Origin of the sequence: Erwinia sp. JUb26 (assembly GCF_003751505.1) — a bacterium.
Lineage (GTDB): Bacteria > Pseudomonadota > Gammaproteobacteria > Enterobacterales > Enterobacteriaceae > Erwinia.
The window spans coordinates 554,887-577,575 of sequence record NZ_RJVB01000002.1 but is presented as its reverse complement, the minus strand read 5'-3'; the positions used below and the strand labels follow the sequence as shown (position 1 = coordinate 577,575).

General features: G+C 58.5%; 17 protein-coding genes and 1 tRNA gene. 11 read left to right on the top strand and 7 right to left on the bottom strand.

The window, feature by feature from the left end; translation table 11 throughout:
* Positions 1-12 precede the first annotated feature (12 nt).
* Both EC836_RS07755 and EC836_RS07750 read right to left on the bottom strand, forming a co-directional pair.
* Positions 13-1,065: an ATP-binding protein gene (locus EC836_RS07755; protein WP_123331743.1), complete on the bottom strand. Its 1,053-nt coding sequence runs from the start codon at positions 1,063-1,065 to the stop codon at positions 13-15.
* A gap of 1 nt (position 1,066) precedes the next feature.
* Positions 1,067-1,771 carry a response regulator gene (locus tag EC836_RS07750; protein ID WP_123331741.1) on the bottom strand — a complete coding sequence of 235 codons (705 nt, stop codon included), beginning with the start codon at positions 1,769-1,771 and terminating at the stop codon, positions 1,067-1,069.
* A 154-nt stretch (positions 1,772-1,925) separates the two neighbouring features.
* Between EC836_RS07750 and EC836_RS07745 the strand changes: the two genes are divergently transcribed.
* The 7 genes from EC836_RS07745 (at position 1,926) to EC836_RS07715 (ending at position 12,177) form a co-directional block, all read left to right on the top strand.
* Entirely contained in the window at positions 1,926-3,053 is a 1,128-nt protein-coding gene (locus tag EC836_RS07745; protein WP_123331739.1) for an efflux RND transporter periplasmic adaptor subunit, read from the top strand.
* Between the two features lie 30 nt (positions 3,054-3,083).
* Entirely contained in the window at positions 3,084-6,200 is a 3,117-nt protein-coding gene (locus tag EC836_RS07740) for an efflux RND transporter permease subunit (protein ID WP_123331737.1), read from the top strand.
* 427 nt (positions 6,201-6,627) lie between these two features.
* Positions 6,628-7,236 carry a fimbrial protein gene (locus EC836_RS07735; protein ID WP_123331735.1) on the top strand — a complete coding sequence of 203 codons (609 nt, stop codon included), beginning with the start codon at positions 6,628-6,630 and terminating at the stop codon, positions 7,234-7,236.
* A 90-nt stretch (positions 7,237-7,326) separates the two neighbouring features.
* On the top strand, positions 7,327-8,028 hold the full coding sequence (locus tag EC836_RS07730; protein WP_123331733.1) for a molecular chaperone: 702 nt from the start codon (positions 7,327-7,329) through the stop codon (positions 8,026-8,028).
* 11 nt (positions 8,029-8,039) lie between these two features.
* A complete protein-coding gene (locus EC836_RS07725; RefSeq protein WP_123331731.1) occupies positions 8,040-10,526 on the top strand; it encodes a fimbria/pilus outer membrane usher protein in 2,487 nt (828 codons plus the stop codon).
* A complete protein-coding gene (locus EC836_RS07720; RefSeq protein WP_123331729.1) occupies positions 10,517-11,512 on the top strand; it encodes a fimbrial protein in 996 nt (331 codons plus the stop codon). Before EC836_RS07725 ends, EC836_RS07720 begins: the two co-directional genes overlap by 10 nt.
* 14 nt (positions 11,513-11,526) lie before the next feature.
* Entirely contained in the window at positions 11,527-12,177 is a 651-nt protein-coding gene (locus EC836_RS07715; protein WP_370347026.1) for a fimbrial protein, read from the top strand.
* Positions 12,178-12,213: 36 nt separating this feature from the next.
* Here the strand turns inward: EC836_RS07715 and EC836_RS07710 are convergent, their stop codons facing one another.
* Both EC836_RS07710 and EC836_RS07705 read right to left on the bottom strand, forming a co-directional pair.
* Positions 12,214-12,927: an EAL domain-containing protein gene (locus tag EC836_RS07710; protein ID WP_123331727.1), complete on the bottom strand. Its 714-nt coding sequence runs from the start codon at positions 12,925-12,927 to the stop codon at positions 12,214-12,216.
* 98 nt (positions 12,928-13,025) lie between these two features.
* On the bottom strand, positions 13,026-13,736 hold the full coding sequence (locus EC836_RS07705; RefSeq protein WP_123331725.1) for a flagellar brake protein: 711 nt from the start codon (positions 13,734-13,736) through the stop codon (positions 13,026-13,028).
* Positions 13,737-14,471: 735 nt separating this feature from the next.
* On the opposite strand from EC836_RS07705, the gene EC836_RS07695 reads away from it, so the two are divergent.
* The 4 genes from EC836_RS07695 (at position 14,472) to EC836_RS07680 (ending at position 19,608) form a co-directional block, all read left to right on the top strand.
* Positions 14,472-16,979, top strand: a complete 2,508-nt coding sequence (locus EC836_RS07695; protein WP_123331722.1) for a TonB-dependent receptor — start codon at positions 14,472-14,474, stop codon at positions 16,977-16,979.
* Positions 16,980-17,139: 160 nt separating this feature from the next.
* Positions 17,140-17,652: a sigma-70 family RNA polymerase sigma factor gene (locus EC836_RS07690; RefSeq protein ID WP_123331720.1), complete on the top strand. Its 513-nt coding sequence runs from the start codon at positions 17,140-17,142 to the stop codon at positions 17,650-17,652.
* 20 nt (positions 17,653-17,672) lie between these two features.
* Entirely contained in the window at positions 17,673-18,581 is a 909-nt protein-coding gene (locus EC836_RS07685) for a FecR domain-containing protein (RefSeq protein WP_158612773.1), read from the top strand.
* A 211-nt stretch (positions 18,582-18,792) separates the two neighbouring features.
* Complete coding sequence (locus EC836_RS07680) at positions 18,793-19,608, top strand: TonB family protein (RefSeq protein WP_123331716.1); 816 nt, start codon at positions 18,793-18,795, stop codon at positions 19,606-19,608.
* A gap of 332 nt (positions 19,609-19,940) precedes the next feature.
* Here the strand turns inward: EC836_RS07680 and EC836_RS07675 are convergent.
* From EC836_RS07675 to dsbD, 3 genes are all read right to left on the bottom strand, one after another.
* Positions 19,941-20,016: transfer RNA gene (locus EC836_RS07675), tRNA-Phe, on the bottom strand.
* A 110-nt stretch (positions 20,017-20,126) separates the two neighbouring features.
* The gene (locus EC836_RS07670) at positions 20,127-20,705 is read right to left on the bottom strand and encodes a transcriptional regulator (RefSeq protein WP_123331714.1); all 579 of its coding nucleotides are present in this window, start codon (positions 20,703-20,705) and stop codon (positions 20,127-20,129) included.
* A 64-nt stretch (positions 20,706-20,769) separates the two neighbouring features.
* Entirely contained in the window at positions 20,770-22,653 is a 1,884-nt protein-coding gene (dsbD, locus tag EC836_RS07665) for a protein-disulfide reductase DsbD (RefSeq protein WP_123331712.1), read from the bottom strand.
* Positions 22,654-22,689: the final 36 nt, after the last annotated feature.

Genomic DNA, 22,689 nt, shown 5'->3' with positions numbered 1-22,689 from the left:
CACACGACAACGTTAGCTCTCCGGGAAAGTCAGCGTAAACGCCGCGCCGCCCAGCTCGCTGGTTTCACAGCGTGCTTTTCCGCCGTGGGCCTTGGCGATGGCCTGAACCACCGCCAGGCCCAGCCCGGTGCCGCCGCTTTCCCGTGAGCGCGACTGATCGCCCCGAGTGAAGGTATTGAACAGGGTGCTGCCGATTTCGGCCGGAATGCCCGGCCCCTCATCTTCTACCGCGATGGTGACGCCCTCAGGGCTGCGGAAACAGGACACCATCACGATCCCCGGCGTGGCGTAGCGCCGCGCATTGTCCAGCAGGGCCAGCAGCGCCTGGCGTATTCGCGCGGCGTCGCAGTACAGGGTGATATCATCCAGCCGCAGCACCAGCGACAGCCTGCGTTCAGCCAGCGAGAGCCGCATCAGCTCCGCTACGGCAGAAATCTCCCGGCTGATTTCGCTGTCTTCGTAGTGCAGCGGCATATGGCCGCTTTCCGCCAGGCTCAGCGTGCGCAGATCCTCAATCAGCCGCGCCAGGCCCTCGGTCTGCTTCACCAGATTAACGAACAGCGCCTGATCCGGCGGAAATACCCCATCGGCCAGCCCCTGCAGCCGCCCGCGCAGGATGGTCACCGGGGTGCGCAGCTCGTGGGCGATGGCGGCATTCCAGGTGGTGATCTCGCCCGAGGCCGTTTCCAGCCGCTCGGCCATGGTATTAAAGTCGTCCACCAGCGCGGCGGTTTCCGTCAGCCTGCGGTCCCCGGCTTCGGCGCGGGTGCTCAACTCGCCGCCGGCGATTTTACGCGCGCTGTCGGCCAGAGAGTTCAGCGGATACAGCACCTTGCGGGCAAATCTGACGGCGGTCAGGATCGCCACCGCCAGCGACAGCGCGGTCGAGATGCCGAACTGCAGCCATTCCCCGCTGGTTGGCTCGTAGCTCACTTCTTCCATATTGGTGAACAGCAGCGCCAGGCCGTACCAGGCGTAATACACGCCGAAAGAGATAATAATTGATGAGCAGGTGACCTGGGTCATCAGCACGATCAGATGGCGGCTCAGGCCGGATCCCTTCATGCTAATCCCCCAGCCGGTAGCCGAGGCCGCGCACGCTTTCGGGCATGCCTGAAATCCCGGCCTCTTCCAGCTTTTTGCGCAGCTTGCTGATATGGCTGTCCACCGTACGCTCCAGGGTTTCCCCCTCGGCCAGGCAGTTTTCCAGCAACTCCAGGCGGCTGAAGACCTTTTTCGGATAGCGCATCAGGTGGGCCAACAGGCGGAACTCGGTGGTGGTGAGCGCGATACCCAGCTCTTCTCCGGTGAGGGCATTCAGCACCCGAAACTCTTCCGGATAGAGCGCCAGTCGGGGCGTCTTCAGCACCTGCGGACCGGCCGAGGCAGGGCGTTGCTGATACGCCGCACGCCGCAGAATAGCGTGGGTGCGGGCCACCACTTCATCGGGATTAAACGGTTTGATCACGTAGTCATCGGCGCCGATGCGCAGTGCGGCCAGCTTATCGGTATCGCCATCGCTGGCCGTCAGCATCAGTACCGGGGTGTTGCCGCGTCGGCGAAGCTCGGAGAGCACCTGCCAGCCGTTCATGCCGGGCATGCGGATATCCAGAATCACCAGGCAGGGGGCATGCCGCGCATGCAGTTCAAGCGCGTCGACGCCGTTGGCGGCATAGAGTGTGTCAAAGCCATCGCGTTGCAGATACGCCTGGACGATCTCAGCGATCTCCGCTTCGTCTTCGACCACAAGGATCGGGAATTGTGTGTTCATAGGGCCTCACAATATGGCATCGGCAGCGGGTTGTTAAGGCCATAATTTTTATTTTTTGTCTCCACACTCCCTCCACATTCGCTCCACCGATTCTGCATAAAACCGCGCTAGTCTGCCGCCTTTCATCCTTGTAACTTTTGGAAATTATGCCGCTATGAATATTAAAGGACGGGTGCTGTTGCTGGCCGCTGTTGTCCTGTCGATCGCCGGCTGTGGGCAGGAGGAGGAGACGGCCGCTCAGCCGCCTGAATCTACCAAAGTGACGGTGACCTCGCTGGAGGCGGGGGACGTTTCGGTAACCCGCAGCTGGCCGGGGCGCGTGGTGGCCCTGCGCACCGCGCAAATCCGGCCGCAGGTGGGAGGGATTGTCACCGCGCGGCTGTTTTCTCAGGGATCGGAAGTGAAAGCGGGCCAGCCGCTGTTTCAAATCGATCCTGCGCCGTTTCGTGCGGAAGTGGCAATGGCGGAAGCCACCCTGGCCAGGGCAGAAGCCTCCCACCGCCAGCTGCAGCAGAAGGCCAACCGGCTGAGCCAGATTCAGCATAGCGGCGCCATCAGCCGTCAGGATTTTGACGATGCGCTGGCGAACAGCGCCCAGGCGGCGGCCAGTGTGGCGGAGGCCAAAGCCTCGCTGCAGCGGAAAAAGCTGGACCTGGCGTATTCCACGGTAAAAGCCCCGGTCAGCGGGCGGATCGATCAGGAGTTTGTGACCGAAGGCGCACTGGTCAGCGCGGCGGATACCCAGGCGATGGCCATCGTACAGCAGACGGAAAAGGTCTACGTCGATGCCCGTCTGCCCGCATCGGAGCTGCGCACTATTATCGACCGCCCGGGGGCCGATGAAACCTCACCGAATGCGCTGAAGGTCAGCCTACTGGATGAGGCCGGTAAGGCTTACGACGTGCAGGCCCAGCTGCTGTTCTCCGGGGTGAGCGTCAATAACGAAACCGGCGACGTGGTGCTGCGCATCGTGGCGGATAATCCGGCGCGTGAACTGCTGCCGGGGATGTATATCCGCGTCAGCATCACCCGACATCTTGCGAAAGACGGGCTGGTGATACCCGGCCAGGCGATACAGCGCCTTAACGGCAGCAGTTATGTCTGGACGGTCGATAGTAATGGCGCTGCGCGGAAGGTTGGCGTTGAGCTGGTGGGCGAAAGCGGCCAGGGAGAGATCGTCAAAAGTGGCCTGCAGGCCGGAGCAAGGCTGGTGGTCGAAGGCCAGGACAAGCTGCAGGAAGGCATGGCGGTGACGGCCGTTCCGCTGAAGCCTCGTGCGTAATTCCCGCTCTACTCAGTACAGGAAAATCTGATGCCGCAATTCTTTATCAACCGCCCGATCTTTGCCTGGGTTATCGCGCTGTTTATCGTGCTGTTCGGGCTGATCGCCATTCCACAGCTGCCGGTGGCGCAGTATCCGTCTGTGGCACCGCCGAGCGTGTCGATTACGGTGAACTATCCCGGCGCTACGCCGCAGACCATGAACGAATCGGTGATTTCCCTGATCGAGCGTGAGCTGTCCGGCGTGGACGATCTGCTCTATTTTGAATCCTCCAGCGACACCTCGGGGATGGGGACGATCACGGTGACCTTTAAGCCGGGCACCGATATCAAGCTGGCCCAGGTCGACGTGCAGAACCAGATTAAGGTGGTGGAGTCACGGCTGCCGCAGACGGTCAGGCAAAACGGGCTGACGGTTGAGGCGGCGTCGTCGAACTTTCTGATGATTGTCGGGCTGAACTCGGCACCGGGGCGCTTTACCGAGGCCGACCTGAGCGACTATTTCGCCCGAAATCTGACGGAGGAACTGCGTCGGATCGATGGCGTGGGGAAAGTGCAGTCGTTCGGCGCGGAGAAGGCGATGCGGGTGTGGGTCGATCCCGCACGGCTGATTTCCTATTCTCTGACGATTAGCGATATTACCAACGCCATCAGTCTGCAAAATGCGCAAATCGCGCCGGGCCGCATCGGGGATTCGCCGACGATTGACGGCCAGCGTTCGGCGTACCCGCTGACCGTCAGCGGCCAGCTGGGTACGCCGGAGGAGTTCCGTCAGATCGTGTTGAAGGCGAACACCAACGGTTCACGGGTGACGCTGGGCGACGTGGCGCGCGTGGAGCTGGGGCTGCAAACCTACTCCTTCTCCATCCGCGACAACGGCGTGCCGTCTACGGCGGCGGCGATCCAGCTGTCGCCCGGTGCCAATGCGGTGAAAACCTCGGCGGCGGTACAGGCACGGCTGGCCGAACTGGCCAGTACCATGCCGGAAGGGATGAGCTATTCCGTGCCGTTTGATACCGCGCCGTTCGTTAAAATCTCCATCGAGAAGGTGATCCATACCTTTATCGAGGCGATGGTGCTGGTCTTCCTGGTGATGTTTCTGTTCCTGCAGAACGTTCGCTACACCTTTATTCCGGCCATCGTTGCGCCGATCGCACTGCTGGGCACCTTCACCGTGATGATGCTGAGCGGTTTTTCGATCAACGTGCTGACGATGTTCGGCATGGTGCTGGCGATCGGCATCATCGTTGATGATGCGATTGTGGTGGTGGAGAACGTTGAGCGCCTGATGGCGGAAGAGGGGCTGTCGCCGCGCGAAGCGACGGAAAAGGCGATGCGCGAAATCACTGGCGCGGTGATTGGCATTACGCTGGTGCTGACCGCCGTGTTTATCCCGATGGGGCTGGCCAGCGGCTCAGTGGGGATAATCTACCGGCAATTTACCCTGTCGATGGCGGTGTCGATCCTGTTCTCCGCCTTCCTGGCGCTGACGCTGACCCCGGCACTCTGTGCGACGATGCTGAAGCCGGTTACCCCGGGATCTCACCATAAAGGGCGTTTCTTCAGCGCGTTCAACCGCGGTTTCGATCGGCTGTCTTCCGGCTATGCCTCGTGGCTGGGCCGCCTGCTGAAAAAAACCGGCCGGATGATGCTGCTGTATGCGGTACTCTGCGCGGTGCTGGCCTTCGGCTTTAAAATCCTGCCGTCCTCTTTCCTGCCGGAAGAGGATCAGGGGTATTTTATTACCTCGCTTCAGCTGCCTTCCGATGCGACGACGGAGCGCACCACCGACGTGGTACAAAAGCTGGAGGCGCTGATCGCCGACCGTCCTGGGATCGATCGTAACCTGTCGATCCTCGGCTTCAGCTTTGCCGGATCGGGCTCCAACTCCGCGCTGGCCTTTACCATGCTGAAAGACTGGGGTGAGCGATCCGGCGCAACGGCACAGGGAGAAGCGGCCTGGGTGCAGGAGGCCATGTCCTCTGTTCCCGATGCGACGGTGATGAGCCTGCTGCCGCCGCCCATCGCCGAGCTGGGCAACTCTACCGGCTTCACGCTGCGGCTGGAGGATCGCGCCGGGCACGATTATAAAACTCAGATGGCGGCGCTGCATATGCTGTTGGGCGCGGCTGCTGGCAGTGCCGTCGTGCAGGATGTGTATCCTGACGGCCTGCCCGACGGCACCAGCATTAACCTGCGTATCGATCGTCAGAAAGCCGAAGCGATGGGCGTGACCTTTAGCGATATCAGCCAGACGCTGTCGGGCGCGATGGGATCGTCATACGTTAACGACTTCCCCAACGGTGGACGTATTCAGCAGGTGATTGTGCAGGCCGATGCGCCGTTCCGCATGCATCTGAAGGACGTGCTCTCGCTTTACGTGCGCAATAAAAGCGGCGGTATGGTGCCGCTGTCGGAGTTCGTGCAGGCCGACTGGCAAACCTCGCCGCTGCAGCTGATTCGCTATCAGGGCTATCCCGCCTTCCGTCTGGCCGGTAGCGCCGCGCCGGGCTATTCAAGCGGGGATGCGATGGCCGAAATGGAGAGGCTGGCCGGAGAGCTGCCGACGGGGTTTGCCGTCGAGTGGACCGGTCAGTCGCAGCAGGAGCTGCAGTCGGCTTCACAGGCGCCGATGCTGATGCTGCTGTCGATGCTGGTGGTGTTCCTGGTGCTGGCGGCGCTGTATGAAAGCTGGACCATCCCGCTGTCGGTAATGCTGGTGGTGCCGCTGGGGCTGCTGGGAACCGTGGCGGCGGTGCTGCTGCGCGAGATGTCCAACGACGTGTTCTTTAAGGTGGGGATGATCACCATCATCGGCCTGTCGGCGAAGAACGCCATTCTGATCGTTGAGTTCGCCCGCCAGCTTTATCGCGAAGAGGGCAATATCGTCAGCGCGACGCTGCGCGCCGCCCGCATGCGTCTGCGGCCGATCCTGATGACCTCGCTGGCCTTTACCCTCGGCGTGGTGCCGCTGATGCTGGCCACGGGCGCGAGCGCGACGACCCAGCACGCTATCGGCACCGGGGTATTCGGTGGCATGGTTACCGGGACGATCCTGGCGGTGTTCTTCGTGCCGGTCTTCTTTATCTTCGTGATGGCGGCGGCCGACCGGCTGCGCGGTCTTACGGGTAAATTTAAGCGCGAATAAGGTGTTAATGCAGGCAGTCCGCCCGGGCTGCCTGCTGAGTGACAACGCCCTCACGCTTACTCGCCCCTGCATTACCAAATTGTCTGCGTTATCCCACTCCACCTTAAATCTCTGACGAAATTCGCCGATCTTTATCATTCATCATATCTATTGTTCCTTAAAAATTAATAGCCGCTCGCTGTTAAAGCAGCCGCCATTAAGATGTGAATAAATGTATATTTGTCGCCGAAATAGCATTCTTTGACGCCGACAGTATTAACGAAACCTCCTTAACGAGGCTCGCTATCTGACGCCTTAATCTTGCGGCTTCCGGTCAGTTGAAGTTTCTATTCACCATTGCACAAATACGTATGGCAAAAAGTCGACGACTTTGTGCAGGACCGCTGTTGGCTAATTGATAAATAACTCTCTCCGACAAGGATAAGCAATGAAAAAGGTAATTCTTTCCGCCGCGATGGCGACTGCGTTTTTAGGCCTGTCTGCAGCTAATGCGGCTGACCAGAATGTAGGTGGTGGTCAGGTTAATTTCTTCGGTAAAGTGACCGATGTTTCTTGTACTGTTTCCGTTAATGGCCAGGGCAGCGATGCCAATGTTTATCTGTCTCCGGTGACCTTAACGGAAGTGAAAGGCGCATCGGCGGATACCCTGCTGAAACCAAAATCTTTCACCATCGACGTGTCTAACTGCCAGGCCGCTGACGGCACCGCGCAGGACGATCTGACCAAGCTGGGCGTGAACTGGACCGGCGGTAACCTGCTGGCTGGCGCGACCAGCAAGCAGCAGGGCTACCTGGCGAACACCGAAGCCGCGGGTGCGAAAAACATCCAGCTGGTTCTGGCTACCGATAGCGCCACCGCGCTGACCAACAAAATCATCCCGGGCGACAGCACCCAGCCGAAAGTATCCGGTGATGCGACTGCCGTGCAGGACGGTGCCCGGTTCACTTACATCGTGGGCTACGCATCAAGCACCCCGTCGACTGTGACGACCGGTGTGGTTAACAGCTACGCAACTTACGAAATTACCTACCAGTAATGACTGCCTGAATTAAACCGGCCTTTAAGCCGATTTAAACAGTGATAAAGCGGCACCCGCTGCCGCTTATTTTTTTATTCTGAGGTCAGCATGAAGTCGATTGCCCTTTTTTTCTTTTCCATTTTTAGCGTTGCGGCCAGCGCCAACAATATTATTGTTAACGGCACCCGCTTTATTTATCCGGGAAATGAAAAAGAAATAACGGTGCAGCTTTCCAACACCGCCGATCGCCCGGCGCTGGCGCAAACCTGGCTGGATAACGGTAATCCCGACGCCACGCCGGATACCATTACCACGCCGTTTATTATTACCCCGCCAATTTCCCGCGTGGATGCTAAAAGCGGCCAGACCCTGCGTATCAAACTCGGCAGCGATGCCGGATTAGCCAAAGATAAAGAGACGCTGTGGTGGCTGAACCTGCTGGAAATCCCGCCGGTGGTGGCGAGCGGCAAAAATGAGGGGCAGAACGTCCTGCAGCTGGCGATCCGTTCACGATTTAAATTTATCTATCGCCCGACCGGGCTGGGCAACCGCGATGCGGCCGTGGAACAACTCGCGCTGGCGGCGAGCGGGACTCGCTTATCGGTTTCGAACCCCACGCCGTTCTATATCACCGTCAGCCGCATCTCACGCGACGGCGGCAAGCCGCTGAATGGCAAAACGGTGATGCTTGCCCCTCAGTCGAGCCAGGTGGTTGTGCTGAACGCGGCGGTAAGCAAGGGCGAGACGCTGACTGTTAACAATATCAATGATTATGGTGCCGATGTTGCTGTGAAAGTCGCCGTTAAATAAGGGTGAAAATGATGAAGCAGAAGTCATTCTGCCCGGCAGGTTTACGCACGGCGATTGCAGTTGCGCTCTGCGGTCTGCCGTTAGTTTCCAGCGGACAGGAAAACCCAGGGGCGACCTACACCTTTAACGACGGTTTTATCGTTGGCAGCCGCGAAAAAGTCGACCTGTCACGATTTTCTACCAGCGCCATCACTGAGGGAACCTATTCACTCGACGTGTACACCAACGGCGAGTGGAAAGGGCGCTACGATCTCAATGTCACCCGCGATCAAGACGGGAAAATGGGGATCTGCTACACCCGCGCGATGCTGACGCAGTTTGGTATTGCCGCAGAAAAGCTTAATCCCACGCTCAGCCAGCAGGCGGGTTTTTGCGGCCGTTTGGCGGCGTGGCATAGCGAAGACACGATTAAAGACAACCTGATTCAGTCCTCCCTGCGGCTGGAAATCTCCGTGCCGCAAATCTATGAAGATCAGCGTTTTAAAAACTTTGTCAGCCCGGAATTCTGGGATAAAGGCATTACCGCGCTGAATCTGGGCTGGATGGCGAACACCTGGACCAGCCATGCGTCGGCCGGGGACAGTTCGGATAACAGCAGCGCCTATCTGGGCATTAATGCGGGATTCTCCTGGGACGGCTGGCTGCTGAAGCACGTGGGGAATCTGAACTGGCAGCAGCAGCAGGGCAGCGCACGCTGGAGCAGCAATCAGACCTACGTCCAGCGGCCGCTGCCGCAGGTGGATTCCATCGTCAGCGCCGGGCAGATCTTCACCAACGGTGAATTCTTCGACACTATCGGCGTGCGCGGCGTGAACCTGGCGACCGACGACAATATGCTGCCGGACGGGATGCGTTCCTACGCGCCGGAGATCCGTGGTGTGGCGCAGAGCAACGCGCTGGTGACGGTGCGCCAGGGCGCGAACATGATTTACCAGACCACGGTGCCGCCGGGGCCGTTTGTGTTAAAAGATGTTTATCCTTCAGGCTACGGCAGCGATTTGGAAGTGTCGGTGAAAGAATCCGACGGCAGCACCGAGGTGTTTAACGTGCCCTACGCCTCGGTGGCGCAGCTGCTGCGCCCGGGGATGACGCGCTATGCGCTTTCCGCCGGTAAGGTTGATGACAGCTCGCTACGCAACCGGCCCGTCCTGTATCAGGCCACCTGGCAGCGCGGTCTGAATAACCTGTTTACCGGCTATGTTGGCGCCACCGGCTTTAATGACTATCAGGCCTTCCTGCTCGGCACCGGGATGAATACCGGCTTTGGTGCGGTCTCCTTTGATGTCACCCAGTCGCGGCTGAAGAGCGATACGCTGAATGAAAACGGCCAGAGCTACCGCGCCACCTTTAACCGGATGTTCACTGAAACCCAGACCAGCATCGTGCTGGCGGCCTATCGCTACTCCACCAAAGGCTATTACAACCTGAACGACGCTTTGTTTGCGGTCGATCAGGAGAAATACTACGACAGCAATTACACCCAGTGGCGGCAGAAAAACGGCCTGACCTTTACCGTGAACCAGAGCCTGCCGGACGGCTGGGGCGGTTTCTATCTTAGCGGTCGGATATCTGACTACTGGAACCGCTCCGGCACTGAGAAGCAGTACCAGCTTAGCTACAACAATATGGCTGGCCGTTTGTCATGGTCGGTTGGCGCTCAGCGCGTTTATACCCCGGACAGTTCCGGCCACAGCCGCGACGATCGCGTATCGCTCAACTTCAGCTATCCGCTGTGGTTTGGCGAAGGCCGTACGGCCAACCTGACCTCGAATACCTCATTTAATAATTCGCATTTCGGCAGCTCGCAGATTGGCGTCAGCGGCTCGCTGGATAGCAGCAATAACCTCAACTACGGCATTTCCACCACCACCTCCAGCGGTGGTGAGCATGATGTGGCGCTGAACGGCAGCTATCGTACGCCGCTGGCCACGCTGAACGGCAGCTACAGCCAGGGCGCGGGCTATCGCCAGAGCGGGCTGGGCGGCAGCGGTACGCTGATTGCCCACGGCGGCGGCGTGGTGCTGTCACCGGAAACCGGCACCACGATGGCGCTGGTCGAGGCGAAAGATGCCGCCGGTGCCGAGCTGCCGGGTTCACCGGGGACGCGCGTGGATAAAAACGGCTATGCGCTGCTGCCGTATCTGCGCCCCTACCGTATCAACTCGGTGGAAATCGATCCTAAAGGCAGCAGCGACGACGTTGCTTTCGAGCGGACGGTGGCCCAGGTGGTGCCGTGGGAAGACAGCGTGGTGAAAGTCGCCTTCACGACCTCCATCCAGCACAACATCACACTGCTGGCTCGCCAGGCAAACCGTGCGCCGCTGCCGTTTGCCGCCTCGGTTTACGATACGGACGGTAAGGCCATCGGCGTAGTGGGGCAGGGCAGCATGCTGTTTATCAGCGACGCCAGCGCGCGGCGCGCGGTGGTGAAGTGGAGCGGCGGAGAGTGCTCGGTTGAGCTGGGCCAGGAAAATAATAAGGAACGGGTATGTCGCTGAGTAAGCAGCTGTTGGTGTTGATGGGACTGATGATGATGGGAACAACGTCTGCCTGGGCAGCCTGTAGCCGTCTTTCTCAGCCAACTGTGCAGCTGGATATGGTGGTGGGCAGGGTGGTGGTCCCGCCCGATCTGCCGGTGGGGTCGGTGATTGCCACCCGCAACTGGACGATGAATGCCCCAGGCGGATCCAGCTACACCTGTACCTCGGGTACCAACCGCTTTGTGGCAAAGATGGCGCTGGCGGGCAGTACCAACCTGGGTAATAAGGTGTTTTCCACCAACGTGCCGGGAATTGGCATGCGCTTCAGCCGCGGCGGGGCGACGGTGAATATCGTCTATCCGGATACCTTTTCCTCAACGGTGACCCGCACTACCAGTTATTCGCTGGAGGGCTCGCGCTTTACCCTGGAGATTATTAAAACCGCGACCACCACCGGGAGCGGCACCCTGGCGGCGGGGAAATATACCAGCTACGACTGGGAAAACGGCAATAACCCCATTCTGGATACCTACCTCAGCGCCAATGCGATCACCATTGTTTCGCCATCCTGTACGGTATTAAGCGGCACCAATATGAACGTGGATGTGGGAACCATTAAGCGTTCCGATTTAAACGGGGTCGGTACGACTGCGGGTGGCAAAGATTTCAATATTCAGCTGCAGTGCAGCGGCGGTTTAAGCGCGTCCGGCTTCGCGAACATCAATACCACCTTCTCCGGGAATCTGGCTACCAATACCACCGCGACCAAAGGGGCGCTGATTAACGAGAAAACCGGCAATTCGGCGGCGAAGGGAATTGGTGTGCAGGTATTGAAAGACGGATCGCCGATCGAGTTTAATAAAAAATACAGCATCGGTACCCTGCAAAGTCAGGAAACGCGCTATATCAGCTTGCCTTATCGCGCTCGTTTCTATCAGTATCTGCCGACCACCTCGACCGGTGAAGTGGAATCTCATATGGTCTTTAACCTGACGTACGATTAACCCGGGAGAGGGAGATGAACGGATCGGTATCGTATTTAACCCTTAAAAAAATCGTTCAGATGATGCTGCTGGGCTGCGGGGTCTGCGTCTTTTCATCCCAGGGGCAAACACCCTTCTATGATGACGGACGCATCGACTTTCGCGGACGCGTCAGCGATACGTCATGCAGCGTGGCGCTAAACGGCAGCAATAATGCCGGCAGCGGGAATATCTGGCTGGCACCGGTAAGCCTGAGCGAAGTTCACCAGCGAGGGGCGGGGGCGTTTATGAAACCTCAGCCCTTTACGCTGGAACTGTCGAAGTGCCAGCTCAATGCTCCAGGCGCGGAAGATCGGCAAATGCCGCTGCCGGTCGTTAGCGTACGCTGGATTACGGGTGTGGGAATGAGTGCGGTGAATAACGACAGCGCGGAGTATCTGGATAATATTTTACCCGACGGTGCGCGGAATATTTATCTGGCTCTGGCGACGAATGACGGCAGCACGCTGGCGGCGGAAAATAAAATTGTCCCGGCCGACCCGCAGCAGAATCAGGTGCAGATGCAGGGTCAATCGGCAAGCAGCGGAATATTAACTTACTACATTGGCTATGTGACGACCTCGCCGCAGCAGGTGACCAGCGGACCGATTAGCAGCCTGGCAACACTGGAGCTGGTGTATAATTAGTTCTCGTGGTGAATGATGCCGGATAACTCCGGCGTCTTAGCTGATTATCGGTTCCTGCACTAATTGTTCGATGCTGACTTCCTGCCAGTAAAATCCCTGCATGGCAAACCACTCCATACCGCTTAGCCAGCGTTGATGTTCTTCATTTTCCACACCTTCAATAATGACACGGTGATTGTTTTTCGACAGAAAGGTAATGAGTGCCTGCATTAACTGGCGTCCGTGATCTTTTTCCTTTAAATGCCAGAAAAATCCCTTGTCAATTTTTACATAATTAAAATGATAACCACGAATGGCATTGATCCCGGCGTAGCCGGAACCAAAATCATCCAGCCAGAGTGAGGCTTTCAGCGGGGGTAAATGGCTCGCCAGCGCGTGATTCAGTAAACTTATGGAGTATTCAGCAACCTCAAAATGAACGTATCCCAGCCTTTCAATTCTTTCGGCAATATCATGACGCTGTAGAACAGAGAGAATATGATCGTCGATATTAATGGTGAGAAACACCGCGTTCTCCAGGAACCAGTCCCGGTGCTGCTCGGCCTGCGCCAGCTGCTCAATAAAGATAGCTTCCCGCAGTGAGTTGTTTACATTACGAAAAAAATCCTCGGGCGAGACGGCGCTTCGGTCGAAGCGGCTAAGGCATTCAACGGCAACGAGTTTCCCCTCGGGGGAAAACATCTTCTGATAGACATAACGAATGGCTATGTCGCTACGAGATAACGGATCGTTAAGCATTGTATTGCTCATTATTTTTTCAGGTGTGAGTGCTCATTTGATTTGTCATCGCCGAGGGCAATGACAACCAGAATAGACAACAGTTATCCAAATATAAAATTAATCGATTTCTAAAATCGTCTGGCCTTAAGTTTTTGGTCAACGGTTATTTTTAATACGGTGTCCTCAATGTATTTTTTTGTCTCGGGATTTTTATAGTTAAACTTACAGGAGATGCGAAATACACTTCGTTCATGTGAACGATCCTGATAGACCGGCGTGACGTTAACCACTTTCAAACTGGTGACAATAATACCGTATTCCGCAAGTGAAATCTCCACATTGTCTAATGCCATTCCTTTATCCATAAACTTTTTTTTGAAGGAGTCAGAGATAAATGAGCATCCTCCTTCGGAAAGATCGTTGATAGTACATTTATAGCTTTCACCGCTTTTATGCCGACCCGAGCAGAAAAATTCCGGGTCGTTCTTAACACGTACGCGTTGTGTTAAGCGGCGTTGCAAAATGTTAATGCGATCGGGCAAAAAAAAAGCAATGGCATTGGTGGTGTTTTGACGGTCACACGCCGTATTGAGTACTGCACTAAACTCAATTTTTCCTAACTGGCTGTGCAGTACAAATGAAAACGCAGCATCATCAATAATAGATGAAAAATCAGTATCACCAGGATTAATATAAAAACATGAGAAATCAACCTTTTTAATATTTGCTGCCCACAGTTCTCCTTGATAATAAATATCTATTTCAGATTTAACTCTGCACTCTTCTCGCAGGATGGCCAATATTTCATACTTCGACTCTTTTAAGATCCCCACTGACATTCCTTATCCTCTCATGCTATTTTTTAGTACCATTTTGGTCTTTATCCTATAGGAAAAAATGGCCACTTAGTGCAAGAGATTGCGAGGGACGTCTATTGTTAATGTTTAAATAATAGATGAAGACAATTAACAGGTACTTGACAGTTTGGTTGTTTATTCTCCCGCGTTGTATAAATTCAAATAACACTTATTTATTATGTGGTTATTGTTGTGTTGTTTAAACGAATGATAAACATACTTCTGGTAGCAGATTTGTTACGGTGAATAAGCCACGGGTGCTCTATTCTATTTTTTATTTTGTACTAAGAGCGGGGATGAATTTTAGGGCTTTTATCCTGGACTCAATTTTTCGCCCCCACTGGCCGGGTGATGTTTATCGTATTTTTAGTGGTAGAGAATCACAGGGAGAAATAGCCGGAATGAGGAGCGTCGCACCTGAGGGCCGCAGGCGGGGATTTTATTTCACTGCGCAGCTCAATTCTCCTGCCCATGGCCCGGCATGTGTTTCCCCCTGAAGCCAGGCTCCAGGGGAATAGCTGGAAATAAGGTTTGGAGCGGCGACGTTATTTTGGTGACTCCGAAATTATCGTCCTTTCCTCGCCGTACCAGAGCTGTGACTGCGCCAGGTCGACAAACTGGCGCTCGTCGGCAATTTCTTTTTTTTTCTGCCCGATTTCTCTCCTCGCGTGACCTCTTTGATGAGCTTTCGATTCAATACCTTCAGGGAACCGCGTAATGACCATAAAAAATACAGTCCGGCCGACGCGCGCCGGGGCCGCCTCTGGCCGTAGTCGCCTCGCTATTGCTATCACCGGCCTGCTGGCCGCCACCGCCGTCGTGCCCGTTGGCGCGCTGGCGCAGTCCGCTACGTTGCAGCAGCCAGCAGCGCGGACCTTCGCGGTTCCGGCCGGGGATCTGGCGGGCGCGCTGCGCAGCGCCGCCGGCCAGGCAGGCGTCATCCTGATTTTCACCCCGGAGCAGACCCGCGGGAAAAACAGCGCCGGCGTGCGCGGCAGCTACGGCGTTGAGCAGGCGCTGGACATCCTGTTAGCCGGCAGCGGCCTGCGCGCTGAACGGACCGACAGCGGCTACCGGCTGGTCGACAGCGCGGCGGAACAGGTTCTTGCCATTCCTGAGCTGTCGGTGGTCGCCGGGCTGTCCGACAGCACCGCCGCCGGACGCTCCACGCTGGACCAGCAGGATATCGACCGCATCCAGGCCGACAACGTCGCCAGCCTGCTCGACAAGCTGCCGGGCGTTTCGATGGCCGGTTCGCCCCGTCCGGGCGGGCAGAGCCTGAATATCTGGGGCATGGGCGACATGGAAGACGTTAAGGTGGTGCTGGACGGCGCGCCGAAGGGCTTCGAAAAATATCGCCAGGGTTCGGTATTTATTGAGCCGGAGCTGCTGAAGCGCGTGAGCGTCGACAAGGGGCCGCATAACATTCAGAACGCCAACGGCGGCTTCGGCGGCACCATCACGATGGAAACCAAAGACGCCGGCGATATGCTGCGTCCGGGTGAAGATCTCGGCGGCCTGCTGAAATACAGCTACCACACCAACGATCGGCAGGGTATTTACAGCGGCGCGCTGTACGGCCGCAGCGAGGAGGGATTTGCCGACGGCGTGCTGTACGCCAGCCGCCGCGACGGCGGTAACATCAAGCGCCCGGACGGTACGCGCTTCGCCTATTCTGAGAACGATCAGACCTCCTACCTGCTGAAAACTAACCTCTATCTGACCGACTCGCAGACCCTGACCCTCTCGGCGATGCGTTCCGAATCCGACGGCTGGCAGCCGTTTGCCGCCAAACGCGACGACATCGCCGCACCGAGCCAGGCGAACATCGACCGCTACGGCTATGAGGAGGCCTGGCGCCGTATTCTGGTCTACCGCGATCAGAAGGACAGCAACTACTCGGCGAAGTGGAACCTCGCCCCGGAGTCACAGCCGCTGGTCAATCTGACCGTGGCGCTGGCCTATTCGAAAACCGAGCAGCACGACCGGCGTCCTGATTCCGCCTCGCAGTCCAGCTATCTCGGCACGCTGGGCAACGAGAGCTGGGTGAGCTACACCGACCGCCAGCTGGACGTCAGCAACGTGAGCGAGTTCAGCAGCGGGCCGCTGGAGCACAAGCTGCTGGTTGGTATGCAGCTGCACAAGCACGACCGTGATACGTTGATGTACTACCCGTCCGGCGCGACCAACGCCAGCTACAACTACGGCTACTTCCAGCCTTACTATATGCCGGCGGGTAAACAGGAGACGCGCAGCGTCTATCTGCAGGACGCGGTGAGCTACGGCGACCTGACGATCACTCCTGGCCTGCGCTACGACCACGTCACCAACACCGGGCGGCCGAACCTCGCGCCGCGCTATAACGACAGCGATCCGCTGGCCGGCCACGACTACAGCAGCGTGACCTACACCGGCTGGTCGCCGCACCTTGGCGCCATCTGGAAGGCGACGCGTAACGTCTCGCTGTTTGCCGACGTCAGCCGCACCTGGCGCGCGCCGGTGATTGACGAGCAGTACGAAGTGCAGTCCGCCGCTTCCAGCGTGCCGGGCACCAGCCGCAATCTGCAGGTGGAGCGCATTACCGGTATCCGGCTGGGTGCGGTGCTTGACTTCAACGACCTGCTGCTGGACAAGGACAGCCTGCAGATCCGCACCACCCTGTTCCGCAATCGCGGAAAGAACGAGATCTTTTACCGCCGCGGCGTGCTGTGCGAAGAGGGCAGCTGCGGCCAGCCGCTCTCCAACTACCGCAACCTGCCGGGCTACACCATTGAAGGGTTTGAGGTTGAGTCGTTCTACGACAGCGAAAGCGTGTTCGGCAGCCTGTCGCTGTCATCGATTCGCGGTAAGCGCGACGGCTCACCGCGCGACCCGTGGGGCAATGAAACATGGATCGCCGAAATCCCGCCGACGACCGCGCATGCGATGCTCGGCCTGAAGGTACCGCGTGCCAATCTGGCCTTCGGCGTAACCGGCGACTTCGTGCGCAAGCAGGATCGCTCGCCGGTGGATGGCGATCCTCAGGCGGCGGTCTGGGCGCTGCCGAAAACCTCCGGCTACGCGCTGTACGGCCTGTTCGCCTCGTGGGAGCCAAACTTCTGGCGCGGTCTTGAGGCGCGGGTCACCGTCGATAACCTGCTGAACCACAACTACTATCCGTACCTCGGCGAATCGGTTTCCGGCGTCGGGCGCAATTTCAAGTTCAGCGTCAGCCAGCGTTTCTAAACCTTCCTCCCAGCGGGGGCCACAGCGGCCCCCGAACCGCACGCGCTGCCGCATACCGGGGTAAAGCGCGTTAAAATTCAGCAATAACTTGACACGCCATTTACATTATCTAAATAATAATGATTGTTATTTTCACTATCATTACTATCGGGTGTTTTGCATGGCGAGGAAACAGACCGCAGCGTCCCACGGTTTTGCCGAACAGCTCTACCTTGAGCATCACAGCTGGCTGTGCAGCTGGCTGCGCAACAGGGTTAGCTGCCCGTCCCATGCGGAAGATCTGGCGCAGGATACCTTTATCGGCATCCTGCTCAGCCCGCAGCTGTTAACGATCCGCGAGCCGCGCCCGTTCCTGGCTACGGTGGCACGTCGCCTGGTCGCCAACTTCTACCGGCGTAAAAAGATTGAAGATCACTACCTGCAGGCGCTCGCCGAGCTGCCGGAAGAGGCGATCCCTTCGCCGGAAGTGCGCCAGCAGGCGATTGAAATGCTGGAACAGCTCGACCGGGCGCTTGACGGGCTGCCGCCGCACGTGCGCGAAGCGTTCCTGCTGGCACACCTGCAGGGCATGCGCTACAGCGACATTGCAGAACGCCTGCGCGTCTCAACCAGCTCGGTGAAACAGTATCTACAGCGTGCCAACCTGCACTGCTTCTTTGCGCTGTCGGCGTAATGACGGCGGAGGGAGGCACGATGGCCGAAGAGATTGACCCTCAGAGCGCCCGCGAGGCGGTGGCGTGGCTGACGCAGCTGATGTCGGAAGAGGCGGACGGCGAGGATAAGGACGGCTGGCAGCGCTGGCTGGCGGCAAGCCCGGAAAACGTGCGGGCCTGGCAGCATATCAGCCGCTTCTCCTCGCAGTTCTCGCAGCTGAACGGCGAGGCGGCGCACCGCAGCCTGTCGACGGTCGCCAACCCGCAGCGCCGTCGGCTGCTGCGCTGCGCGGTCGGCCTTGGCCTGATCGGCGCGGTCGGCGCCGGGACGCTGCCCTGGCGTTCGTGGCAGGCCGACTACCGCACGGCGATCGGCGAGCAGCAGCGGATTACGCTGAGCGATGGCACCGATCTGCTGCTGAACACCCAGACCGCGGTGAACGTCAGCCTGCCGCAGATCAGCCTGCTACAGGGCGAAATGCTGGTCGCCTCGCCGCGTAGCGGCATGCCGCTGCAGGTGTCGCTGCCGCAGGGCAGCGTGCAGGCGCACAACAGCCGCTTCAGCCTGCGGCTGCGCGACGACTATAGCGAGCTTGCGGTTTTCCACGGCCAGCTTAGCGTCACGCCTCTGGATGGCGGGCGCACCACCCTCAACGCAGGCTACGGCGGCCGGTTGAATCTCAGCGGTTTCCGCGAGGTGGGCAGGATCAGCGGGGAACCCGGCTGGCAGCAGGGAATGCTGTACGCCGACAATATGCGGCTGGATGACTTTCTCACCGAGCTGGCGCGCTACCGACGCGGCGTAATCCGCTGCGGTCAGCAGGTCGCCGGCCTGAGGTTGTCGGGCGCCTTCCCGCTTGCTGACACCGATCGGATTATCGCCTCGCTGCCCGGCACGCTGCCGGTTCAGGTCAGCTCGCTGTCGAAATACTTTATCAGCATCTCGTAGCTGGCCATTAACAGACGAATACGCTCAAAAAGAGTGATGTTAATATTCACAGTAGAATATAAAACTACGATAAATACAGTTTAAGATAAATAACCCCATAATTCAGCGCGGTTCTGCCCTTTTCCCTCCCCTCGGGTGACCCCAAGGTAATCCCCCGATTGTTCTCAGGCATATCGGGCACCTTTCACGGCCAATCCGGGTACCGCTGCTTATGATCGCTCACTTCGTCCTTCCCTCCAGCCCGTTTCCCGCCCCGCTGCGGCAGCGCCGCCGGGTCGCGGCCGGCCTGTTTACCCTGGCGCTGCACGGCGCGCTGCTGCTGTGGTTGAGCTACCGTGCGGCGCCCCCACCGCCGCTGCCCGCTGCACAGCCGATGCTGCTGCTGGCGGTCGCCCAGCAGGCCGAGTCGGTGCCGGACAGCGAGAAAAGGCCGACCGGCGTGCGCCAGGTGCAGGCGATCGCCGCGCTGGCCGAGCCAACCCGGCAGGCCGCGCCGCAGCTGGCGGAGGCGCCCGACGCCCTTATTCACCGCACGACCGCCGCCGCACAGCCAGACAAAACCCCGGTGGAGAAACAAAAAAAACCGAAGCGCCCGGTGGAAAAGGCGCTGCCGAACCCGCCCTCCCGCGCGGTGGCGGCGCCGGATACCAGCGCGCCGCCGCCGATGGCGGGCAAAATCGTTGCCGCCCCGCGTAACCAGGCCGCAGTCCAGCCCAGCCGCAACGCCTCGGCGTGGAGCGGCGAACTGCTGGCGCATCTCAGCCGCTATAAGCGCTACCCGGCGATCGCGCTGCGCCAGCAGCGGCAGGGCGTAGCGCAGATTAGCATTACCCTCGACCGCCAGGGCAAGGTGCTGGCGGTGAAGCTGCTGCATTCGAGCGGCGTCAGCTCGCTGGATCGGGAAACCACCGAACTACCGCTGCGCGCGTCGCCGGTGCCGCCACCACCGCCGGAGATGGCCGCAGGCATGGCCGAGGTCAGCATCAGCCTCCCGGTGCGCTTCGACCTGAGCGAAGCCCGTAAATAGCCAAAAGCGCCGACGACGTAGCAGACTCATTCCACCGTCGCTGCGCCCACTTTTAACTGTGAGTTCATCGTTTTTTTACGTGCAGGAAAGGTGTCAAAGCACTTTCAGAATGAATGTCTGGGAGGTCATGATCATAGGGTCGGAATAGTGTGTATGGGCAATTTGAGGTGTGGCAGGCAACGTCACAGCGGCTCGAAAAGCGGGTAACTGCGCGTGAGAAATGCTCAGGCTGGATGGAAGTGGCAGAGTTGCGACATATGTGGCTAAGACGACCGGAAATCTACCGGAACGCTGAAAAGCAAAAACCCGCCGTTAGGCGGGTTCTTTAAATATGGTGCCCGAACCCGGAATCGAACCAGGGACACGGGGATTTTCAATCCCCTGCTCTACCGACTGAGCTATTCGGGCAACGGGGCGCATTAAACCGTAATGGCCGTTCGGCGTCAACGGCTTTGTCATAAAAAATACCTAAATCCCCGCCAACTGCCTGCTTTTTGCTCTGATGGCGCAAAAGCTGCTCAGGACAGTGCACCGTTCTTGCGGCACATCGCGATAGCCAGCACGTCCTCGGCCAGCCGGCGGGCGGTTTCAACGTCCTGCACCTGACGTTTCACCAACAATCGTGACAGGCAGCCTTCCAGAATTAACTCCATCTGATGGGCGACCAGCGTGGGATTATCCGCGCCCAGCGTAGCCAGCAGCTCGTGGGTATACTGCCAGGATGCCTTCTTTTGCTGTTCAGCAAGCTGGTGGATCGGATGGTCGGCCTGCGGATAGAAGCTACAGGCGGCAATAAACAGACAGCCGGGATAGCGCTGGTTATTCACCGCATCTGTCAGCACCTGGTAGCGTGCCAGCAGCTTCTGCCCGGGGCTCAGGTTTTCATCCAGCAGCAGCTGGCGACGCCAGACGTCAATTTGATCGCCGTGATAGCGCAGGGCGTCATACAGAAGCGCTTCACGATCGGGCCAGAAACGCTTGATCTCTTCTTCTGAGCAATCCAGCTCTCCGACCAGCATGGTAAGAGAGGTTGTTGCCGCCAATCCGTATTTCTCGAGGATATTCAGGGCATGCTCGAGTACCTGTTCACGCTGCAATTGGCTCTCCTTTTCTGTTCCGGTCTGGCATCGCCACGGATGCGCAATAAGACCTTAGTGTTGTTTATGGTGTCACTTTCTGCAAATGCTGGTGGAAATCATCCGGCTTCATAAAGCCGGTGACGCGTGAGCCAGGGATCTCGTGACCACCGGCATCGAAAAACAGGATGGTCGGCAGCCCCAGCACCTGCAAATGCTGCAGCAGCGCGCTGTCCGTGCTGCTGTTGCGGGTGACATCGGCCTGTAGCAGCTGCACGTTGCTCAGCGCTGACTGCACCTGCTTATCGCTAAAGGTGTATTTCTCAAACTCTTTGCACGCCACGCACCAGTCCGCATACAGGTCCAGCATGGTGATTTTTCCACCGCTGGCCTGTAACGTCTGGTCGAGCTGCGCCGCGCTGCTGATGCGCTGGAACTTAAGATGTACAGCGGACGCAGCGCTGGCCTGATGCCCAAACGCCCAGTCCTGCAGCGGACGCGCGGCAATCAGCATTGCTGCCAGCAGGATCACCTGAAGTACGCGCAGCCAGCCACGACTGCCCTTCAGGCTGCTGATAAACGCCCAGCCGAAGAAAGCGACACCGAGCAGGCTCCACAACCGTAGCCCCCAGACATCGCCGATCACTCGTTCCAGCAGGAACACCGGCAGGGCAAGGATCACGAAGCCAAAGCCCTCTTTGACCGTTTGCATCCACGGGCCGCTCTTCGGCAGCAGGCGGTTGCCAAACAGCGTAATGGCGATCAGCGGCAGGCCCATACCCAGCGCATAGAGGTAGAGCGTACCGGCTCCCGCCAGCATATTGCCGCTCTGGGCGATATACAGCAGGATCGCGCTCAGCGGCGCGGTGGTGCAGGGGGAGCAGATTAGCCCGGCCAGCGCGCCCATCAGGAACACGCCCGCCAGCGATCCGCCCTGCTGGCGATTGCTCCACAGGGTAAGCCGGGTTTGCAGGGAGGAAGGCAGCTGTAGTGTAAACAGACCAAACATTGATAGTGCCAGTACGATAAACAGCACCGACAGGCCGATCAGCACGGCAGGGGCCTGAAGCGCCGCCTGGAAGCGCAGACCCGCTGCCGCCACGACGATACCCATTATCGTATAGGTAAGCGCCATCCCCTGGACATAAATCATCGCCAGCATAAACAGGCGGCCCAGGCTGAATTTGCGGCTGCCGCCGAGAATGATGCCGGAAATCAGCGGGTACATCGGCAGTACGCAGGGTGTAAAGGCCACGCCGATACCAATCAGTAACGCCCACAGCGGGGAGAACGGCAGCGACGTGGGCTCATCCACCGGCGCTGCGGTAGCGGACGGGTTATTTGCGGCACCCTGTGCCGCATCAGCAGCGGACGGGGTGCTGGCTGCGAGTGGGGAAGCGGCAACGGCGGACGTATCGCCGTGGGCAAGTGGCGAAGCTTCAGCGGCAGACGGAGTACCGGTTGTGGCAGGGGAATTCTCCATCGGTGGCGTCGCGACGGGTGCGCCCGGCGCGGACGCGGATTCCTGCCCGAAGACTGCGCTAAGCGGTACGCTGCGGGTTTCCGGCGGATAGCAAAATCCAACGGCAGCGCAGCCCTGATAGGTGACGGTGAGCTGCGCCCCGGCACCCGCCTGCTGAATAGTAAACGGCAGCGTCAGGTTTTCAGGGTAGATTTCGGTTTTGCCGTAGAACTCATCCTCATGCGGCTTGCCGGCAGGCAGCTCCCATTTCGCCAGCGTGGCGTTTTGCACGCGAATCTGCATCTGCTGACGATAGAGGTAGTAGCCGGGCTTGATCTGCCAGCTGAGCGTGAGCTGTTTATCCTGCTGACTGAAGTCAAAAGCAAAAGCCTGATTAACCGGCACAAACTGGCTGTTACTGCCCTGGCCGAAAAGCGATGCACTGCCGCTGACGCTGAACAGGGCACACAACAGCAGTAAAAAAGAAGTTAAAATTCGTGGGATCATAACGGGCGTTGGCTCTCTCCATTTGGGGCTGAAACA

What these genes read in the sequence shown, in the direction of transcription:
- EC836_RS07755 (WP_123331743.1), bottom strand. Translation starts at nt 1,065, where the DNA reads ATGAAGGGATCCGGCCTGAGCCGCCATCTGATCGTGCTGATGACCCAG.
- EC836_RS07750 (WP_123331741.1), bottom strand. Translation starts at nt 1,771, where the DNA reads ATGAACACACAATTCCCGATCCTTGTGGTCGAAGACGAAGCGGAGATC.
- EC836_RS07745 (WP_123331739.1), top strand. Translation starts at nt 1,926, where the DNA reads ATGAATATTAAAGGACGGGTGCTGTTGCTGGCCGCTGTTGTCCTGTCG.
- EC836_RS07740 (WP_123331737.1), top strand. Translation starts at nt 3,084, where the DNA reads ATGCCGCAATTCTTTATCAACCGCCCGATCTTTGCCTGGGTTATCGCG.
- EC836_RS07735 (WP_123331735.1), top strand. Translation starts at nt 6,628, where the DNA reads ATGAAAAAGGTAATTCTTTCCGCCGCGATGGCGACTGCGTTTTTAGGC.
- EC836_RS07730 (WP_123331733.1), top strand. Translation starts at nt 7,327, where the DNA reads ATGAAGTCGATTGCCCTTTTTTTCTTTTCCATTTTTAGCGTTGCGGCC.
- EC836_RS07725 (WP_123331731.1), top strand. Translation starts at nt 8,040, where the DNA reads ATGAAGCAGAAGTCATTCTGCCCGGCAGGTTTACGCACGGCGATTGCA.
- EC836_RS07720 (WP_123331729.1), top strand. Translation starts at nt 10,517, where the DNA reads ATGTCGCTGAGTAAGCAGCTGTTGGTGTTGATGGGACTGATGATGATG.
- EC836_RS07715 (WP_370347026.1), top strand. Translation starts at nt 11,527, where the DNA reads ATGAACGGATCGGTATCGTATTTAACCCTTAAAAAAATCGTTCAGATG.
- EC836_RS07710 (WP_123331727.1), bottom strand. Translation starts at nt 12,927, where the DNA reads ATGAGCAATACAATGCTTAACGATCCGTTATCTCGTAGCGACATAGCC.
- EC836_RS07705 (WP_123331725.1), bottom strand. Translation starts at nt 13,736, where the DNA reads ATGTCAGTGGGGATCTTAAAAGAGTCGAAGTATGAAATATTGGCCATC.
- EC836_RS07695 (WP_123331722.1), top strand. Translation starts at nt 14,472, where the DNA reads ATGACCATAAAAAATACAGTCCGGCCGACGCGCGCCGGGGCCGCCTCT.
- EC836_RS07690 (WP_123331720.1), top strand. Translation starts at nt 17,140, where the DNA reads ATGGCGAGGAAACAGACCGCAGCGTCCCACGGTTTTGCCGAACAGCTC.
- EC836_RS07685 (WP_158612773.1), top strand. Translation starts at nt 17,673, where the DNA reads ATGGCCGAAGAGATTGACCCTCAGAGCGCCCGCGAGGCGGTGGCGTGG.
- EC836_RS07680 (WP_123331716.1), top strand. Translation starts at nt 18,793, where the DNA reads ATGATCGCTCACTTCGTCCTTCCCTCCAGCCCGTTTCCCGCCCCGCTG.
- dsbD (WP_123331712.1), bottom strand. Translation starts at nt 22,653, where the DNA reads ATGATCCCACGAATTTTAACTTCTTTTTTACTGCTGTTGTGTGCCCTG.